Origin of the sequence: Massilia sp. CT11-108, assembly GCF_047302915.1 — a bacterium.
GTDB classification, from domain to species: Bacteria; Pseudomonadota; Gammaproteobacteria; order Burkholderiales; family Burkholderiaceae_D; genus Telluria; species Telluria orientalis.
On the sequence record NZ_JBKYMO010000336.1, the window covers coordinates 1 to 6,368 of the forward strand.

Below are 6,368 nucleotides of genomic sequence, written 5' to 3' on the forward strand. Positions count from 1 at the left end.
CGGGCGCGAACGGCAAGTGGCCGAAGTAGGCGAACGACGCACGCTGGGGCGCGCCGACGTTCGTGTCGATGCAGTCCGCGCCGGCCGGCAGGCGCGCGGCGATCTGCTGGGCCACGCTGGCGTAGCTCTTGCCGTAGTTCAGGTCCGGCAGGAACAGCGTCATCAGCAGCACCCACAGCAGGATCAGGCCGCCCGACGACAGCACCACGGCCCGCCACAGCACGGAAGGCTGGCGCGACAGGCGCCAGTGCACGAGGAAGATCCAGCCGACCGTCGTTGCGGCCGCGACGAGGAAGGCGACGATGCCGAATTCCGGCTTGAAGCCCGGGACCAGCTTGAGGGCGTTCTTGGCGAATTGCGCGGGCCAGCCCGTCAGCTTGGCGATCCAGAACACCCAGACGAGGCCGCCCAGCAGCGTCAGAACCATCACGGAGAACCAGTCGATCGCATTGATCGCGCCGCGCTTCATCGTCGGCAGGCCGAACGCGGCCATCAGCGCCATCGGCGGCAGCAGCTTCAGCAGGTCGCCGCTTTCGGGAATCGGGTCGCACAGGATCACGAGCGTCAGCACGCCGACGAAGCAGGTCGGCAGGATGATGTGCAGCAGCCCGTGCTGGCGGCGCCAGGCCCAGGCGGTCCAGGCGGCGAACGGCCACGCCGGCCAGAAATACCAGATGCCGACGCGGAAGAAGGCCTTGATCGCATGCCAGCCTGGCACGCTCAGCTGCTCGGCATTCCAGGCCAGCCAGCCGCCGACGGGCGACAGGCCGTACGGATGCGCCAGCGTGGCCGGGATGGCCCATACGAGCGTGATGAGCAGCGCGGTGCCCGCGGCCTGGCCGAGATGGCGCAGCAGGGAGGCCGACGGCAGCTTGAGGAAGCGGATGCACAGGTACAGGGCGGCCAGCAGGGCCAGCGGCGGCGCGAAGCCGCGCGTCAAGGTGAGCAGGCCCAGCGCTGCGCCGACGTACACGGCGTTGCGCGGCGTGCTGTCCTCGATATAGCGCACCGAGCGGAACAGGAACCACGACAGCAGCGCGCCCTGCAATGTGACGGCCAACGTCTCGTGGCTGTGCAGCAGCAAGCCCAGGCAGCCGAGGTAGATCAGGACGGCCGTGTCGGCCAGTGTGCGGCCATAATCGTCCGGCTCGGGCTGGCCGCCGAAGGCCAGGCGCAGCGGCTGGGCTTCCGAACGCCGGCCGAGGTGGAATGCCGTGTGCCACAGCGATACCGTGCCGAGCGCGAAGATGCCGATGGTCGAGATGCGCGCCCCGAGCACGTCGCCCAGGAGCCAGCCGAACAGTTTGATGCACAGTGCGCCGAGCCAGAACGCCAGCGGCCCTTCCTCGGGCGCGGGAAGGCCGGCGATGTGCGGCATCAGCCAGTCCTGGATGCCGCCGTGCGCCATCGTCCACATGATGCCGAAGCTGGCGGCATCATCCTTCCACGGGTCACGCCCGATCAGGCCCGGCAGGATGTACAACAGGCCGAGTGCGTACAAAGCCCAGCGTGGCAGCGCGAGGGTGGCGGCGGCGGGTAGGCGGACGGGTTTCATCGATAGCGCGCGAAGTAATGCAATAAATTAATGTCGCGTAGTATAAGGGGACCGTGGCAAAGCGTCGCGGGTGGTATTGCTACGAGGCGTAACGTGGGTGGGCAACGACGAAAAAAAAGGAAGCCCCCGGGCTTCCTTTGGGGAGGCCCGAAGGCTTCCCGGATGTTCGCTCGTCGGGAATTAGCCGTTGGCGACGCTGGTCTTCGAACCGACCGAGCCGAACTTCTGGCGGAATTTTTCAACGCGGCCAGCGGTGTCGACGATCTTGTGCTTGCCGGTAAAGAACGGGTGCGATTCAGCGGACACCTCGATCTTGACCAGCGGGTAGTCTTTACCTTCGAAATTGATGGTTTCGCGGGTAGAGATGGTCGAACGGGTGATGAATTTGAAATCGCAGGACAGGTCGTGGAACACGACTTCGCGGTAATCCGGATGGATATCGGTCTTCATGGTTTTGCCTTGGTTAGGTTGGTAGCCAAACGGCACTTCGTCGGTCGACCTGCTTCTTGACCCGATTGCCGATCACTTGCCAGGGTTGGATACGGAACCGGCGATTATAAGCCAGCCCTGCGCCCAAGGCAACCGGCGCTGTTGCTGCGCCGTTTCTGCACCGTTCAGGCGCCATGCAGGCGCGACATCATGGTGAGGATCATGCCGCCGAAACCGAGGCCGAAGCCGATGAGCATCGTGATGGCGGTTGCCGCCATCCACTTGCTCAGGTGGGCCGATTGGCCATGGATGTCAGCCTTGAGTTCGGCCTTCAGTTCCGACAGGTCTGCTTTGTTGGGTAACATGGTCAGCGTGGTGTCGAAGCGGGTTTCGAGAACCGTCAGCCGGCGGTCGAGCACGACGTCCTTGTCGTGCCGCGCCGGGACGTCGCGTAATTCGTTGAAGATCATCTTGGCCTCCATGGTTGTCTTGGTGCGGATTTTCCGCGCCCGTACCACCCTCGGCTTGACCTAGATGAATCGTACCGCATAAAGCAGAAAAGGCGAGTACGACTCGCCTTTTCCGTTCGATGCCAGGGCTGGAGGATCAGCCGCCGCGACGCATCAGGTCGAAGAATTCGACGTTGGTCTTGGTCGCGCGCATCTTGTCGAGGATGAACTCCATCGCCTCGATCTCGTCCATCGAGTACAGCAGCTTACGCAGGATCCAGATCTTCTGCAGCTGGTCCGGCTTGATCAGCAGTTCCTCGCGGCGGGTGCCCGACTTGTTCAGGTTGATCGCCGGGTAGACGCGCTTCTCGGCCAGGCGGCGCTCGAGGTGGACTTCCATGTTGCCGGTGCCCTTGAATTCCTCGTAAATCACGTCGTCCATGCGCGAGCCGGTCTCGATCAGCGCGGTCGCGACGATCGTCAGCGAGCCGCCTTCCTCGACGTTACGCGCGGCGCCGAAGAAACGCTTCGGACGCTGCAGCGCGTTGGCGTCGACGCCGCCGGTCAGCACCTTGCCCGAGGCCGGGATCACGGTGTTGTAGGCGCGTGCCAGGCGGGTGATCGAGTCCAGCAGGATCACGACGTCCTTCTTCATCTCGACGAGGCGCTTGGCCTTCTCCAGCACCATCTCCGCGACCTGCACGTGACGGGTGGCCGGTTCGTCGAAGGTCGACGCGACGACTTCGCCGCGCACCGAGCGTTGCATCTCCGTCACTTCCTCGGGACGTTCGTCGATCAGGAGGACGATCAGCGTGCAGTCCGGGTGGTTGGCGGTGATCGCGTGGGCGATGTGCTGCAGCATGACCGACTTGCCCGACTTCGGCGAGGCGACCAGCAGGCCGCGCTGGCCCTTGCCGATCGGCGAGATCAGGTCGACGATGCGGCCGGTGATGTTTTCCGCGCCGTTCATGTCGCGCTCGAGGCGCAGCGGCTCGTTCGGATGCAGCGGCGTCAGGTTCTCGAACAGGATGCGGTGTTTCGAGGCTTCCGGCGATTCGCCATTGACCTTGTCTACCTTCACCAGCGCGAAGTAGCGCTCGCCGTCCTTCGGCGTGCGGACCTCGCCTTCGATCGAGTCACCCGTATGCAGGTTGAAACGGCGGATCTGCGATGGCGAGATGTAGATGTCGTCGGTGGAAGCCATGTAGCTCGCATCCGGCGAACGCAGGAAACCGAACCCGTCCGGCAACACTTCGAGCGCACCGTCGCCGAAAATCTGTTCGCCCTGTTTCGCGCGCTTCTTGAGGATCGCGAACATCAGTTCTTGTTTGCGCAGGCGAGCTGCGTTGTCGATATCCAGGCTGATCGCCATCTCCAGAAGGGCGGAGACGTGCATTGCCTTCAGTTCAGATAAGTGCATGTGTCGGGTGTCCCGTGACGGGAAAGTAAAGGTAGGGGAGGGAACTGCGTGGGTTAATCAAAGGGATAGGATCGGAATCGATCGCCTACCCGGTCCGGAACAGGCGGCAGTGCGGGCGCGCTGCCGCCACCTATGGTATCAGATGTTGCTATCGATGAAAGCAGTCAGCTGGCCTTTTGCCATTGCGCCGACTTTCTGGGCGGCTGCGACACCGTTCTTGAACAGGATCAGCGTGGGGATGCCGCGGATGCCGAACTTGGCCGGAACGGCCTGGTTCGCATCGACGTCCATCTTCGCGATCAGCAGCTTGCCGTCGTATTCTTTCGCGACTTCTTCCAGGATCGGCGCGATCATCTTGCAGGGGCCGCACCACTCGGCCCAGAAGTCGACCAGGACCGGGCGCTCGGATTTGAGCACGTCGGTTTCGAAAGATGCATCGCTGATGTGTTTGATGTTTTCGCTCATGTTTTCCTCAAGAGAGGTAAGTAATTAACGCCTGCAGGTCTTTCGGACTCTCGTCGATCCTGCTCGGTAGTGTCAGCCGGTTCCCGTACTTGTCAGACTGGCTTGCTGCACAAAGGTGGTGCCAATGTGTGCAATATTCAATAGTGGAAGAGCTGCAAGAGGATGTCAGGCGGGGTTTAATCGGAATAATAACCGATTTTTTTGGAACGTGTTCGTGAGCTTTGTACAAAATCTCAACATGCTCAAGGTTCCTGATTGACCTCACCAATTATCACCACAATCAGCCGACGCTGCCCGTGAATTTATATAAATGTCCCGGGTGCCACATCGTCACGACCGAGGCCACCCGGCCGCCCGACGTCGTGCGGCGCTTGAGCACGAGGCACGACGTGCCGGGTGCGACACCGAGCATCTCCGCCACTTCGCGCGGCGCCGGCAGCGCTTCGATGCTGTACGTGGCACCCTGCAGCGGCGCCGCTTCCATCAGGTGTTCGTTGGGCGTGATGCGCGCGAAGTCCTGGTCCAGGTAGGCGGGCGCGCAGGCCGGATTGACCCAGCGGTCCTCGACCTGGATCGGCTGGCCGTTCTCGTCGTGGACGATCAGCGAATGGAACAGCGGCGTGCCGGGTTCCAGTTCGAACTGGCGCGCCAGCGTCTCGCCCGCCGGGCTGTGTTCCAGCAGGCGCGGATGGCTCGCATGCACGTGGCCGCGCGCGCGCACCTCGTCGGCGATGTTGCGGATCTCGACCAGCGTCGCCTGGTACTTCTGCGGTGCGACGTAGGTGCCCGAACCCTGGCGGCGCGTGAGCACCTGTTCCGCCGTCAGCTCGCGCACGGCGCGGTTGACGGTCATGCGCGAGACGCCGAACTGGCGCACGAGCGCCTGCTCGGACGGCACCAGGTCGCCTTCCTTCCAGCGGCCCGACGCGATCTCGCCGAGCAGATAATCCTTGATACGCTGGAAAATGGGCGTGCTGTCTTGCGCGATCTGTTCGTCCAAACTACTCTCCGGAATCTGTCACCTCGTCGGGGAGGTGACATTCTAGCATCGCGAATTCGAAAGCAAGACCCGAAGTGTTTGCCGCAACGCCCGCGCTTACGATGGGGCCATCGAGAATCTGGAGACCGAGATGAACACCGCCACCATCCCCCAATCCGCTGCCGCCTGGCTCACCGACGACGAGCGCTGGGCCGCCGTGGTCGCCCGCGCGCGCGAAGCCGACGGCCAGTTTTATTATTCCGTGCGCAGCACGGGCGTGTACTGCCGGCCCTCGTGTCCGTCGCGCACGCCGCGCCGCGCCAACGTCGCTTTCCACGCGACGCCGCACGATGCCGAGGCGGCGGGTTTTCGCGCCTGCCTGCGCTGCCGCCCGGACGCGGCGCCGCTGGCCGAACGCCAGGCCGAGGCCGTGGCGAAGGCGTGCCGCCTGATCGAGGCCGCCGAGGAAGAACCGGACCTCGCCAGCCTGGCCGAGGCCTGTGGCATGAGCCGCTTCCACTTCCATCGCATCTTCAAGGCGCACACGGGCATCACGCCGAAGGCCTATGCGGCGGCGCGCCGGGCCGAGCGCTTGAAGCAGGGGCTGGCGCAGGCGGGCAGCGTCACCGCGGCCGCCTACGACGCCGGCTTCAATTCCAGCGGCCGCTTCTATGCCGCGTCGTCCGGCGTGCTGGGCATGACGCCGAAACGCTATCGCGCGGGCGGCGGCGGGGAAGCGATCCGCTTCGCCGTGGCGGCGTGCTCGCTGGGCGCGCTGCTCGTCGCCGCGACCGACAAGGGCATCTGCTGCATCCTGCTGGGCGACGATCCGGACGCCCTCGTGCGCGACCTGCAGGACCGCTTTCCGAAGGCCGAGCTGATCGGCGCCGAACCCGGCTTTGAACGCACGGTGGCGCAGGTCGTCGCCTTCGTCGAGGCGCCGCGTCTCGGGCTCGACCTGCCGCTCGACGTGCGCGGCACCGCGTTCCAGCAGCGCGTGTGGCAGGCGCTGCGCCAGATCCCGGCCGGGCAGACGGTCGGCTACGCCGAACTGGCCGCGCGCCTCGGCAT

Annotated in this window: 7 protein-coding genes; 1 reads left to right on the forward strand and 6 read right to left on the reverse strand. The window is 64.4% G+C overall.

Annotated elements, in window-relative coordinates; translation table 11 throughout:
* The 6 genes from ACEN88_RS22040 to hutC all read right to left on the reverse strand — a co-directional run.
* On the reverse strand, positions 1 to 1,555 hold a 1,555-nt coding region (locus ACEN88_RS22040; protein WP_413343037.1), incomplete at its 3' end, for an ArnT family glycosyltransferase.
* 180 nt (positions 1,556 to 1,735) lie between these two features.
* On the reverse strand, positions 1,736 to 2,005 hold the full coding sequence (locus ACEN88_RS22045; RefSeq protein ID WP_056124537.1) for a type B 50S ribosomal protein L31: 270 nt from the start codon (positions 2,003 to 2,005) through the stop codon (positions 1,736 to 1,738).
* A 164-nt stretch (positions 2,006 to 2,169) separates the two neighbouring features.
* On the reverse strand, positions 2,170 to 2,454 hold the full coding sequence (locus tag ACEN88_RS22050; RefSeq protein WP_413343040.1) for a hypothetical protein: 285 nt from the start codon (positions 2,452 to 2,454) through the stop codon (positions 2,170 to 2,172).
* A 136-nt stretch (positions 2,455 to 2,590) separates the two neighbouring features.
* A complete protein-coding gene (gene rho / locus ACEN88_RS22055; protein ID WP_413343042.1) occupies positions 2,591 to 3,853 on the reverse strand; it encodes a transcription termination factor Rho in 1,263 nt (420 codons plus the stop codon).
* A gap of 138 nt (positions 3,854 to 3,991) precedes the next feature.
* Complete coding sequence (gene trxA, locus ACEN88_RS22060) at positions 3,992 to 4,318, reverse strand: thioredoxin TrxA (protein ID WP_036236119.1); 327 nt, start codon at positions 4,316 to 4,318, stop codon at positions 3,992 to 3,994.
* A gap of 280 nt (positions 4,319 to 4,598) precedes the next feature.
* Entirely contained in the window at positions 4,599 to 5,318 is a 720-nt protein-coding gene (gene hutC, locus ACEN88_RS22065) for a histidine utilization repressor (RefSeq protein ID WP_413343044.1), read from the reverse strand.
* Between the two features lie 130 nt (positions 5,319 to 5,448).
* On the opposite strand from hutC, the gene ada reads away from it, so the two are divergent.
* The coding region (ada, locus tag ACEN88_RS22070; protein ID WP_413343046.1) for a bifunctional DNA-binding transcriptional regulator/O6-methylguanine-DNA methyltransferase Ada at positions 5,449 to 6,368 on the forward strand (920 nt) is incomplete at its 3' end.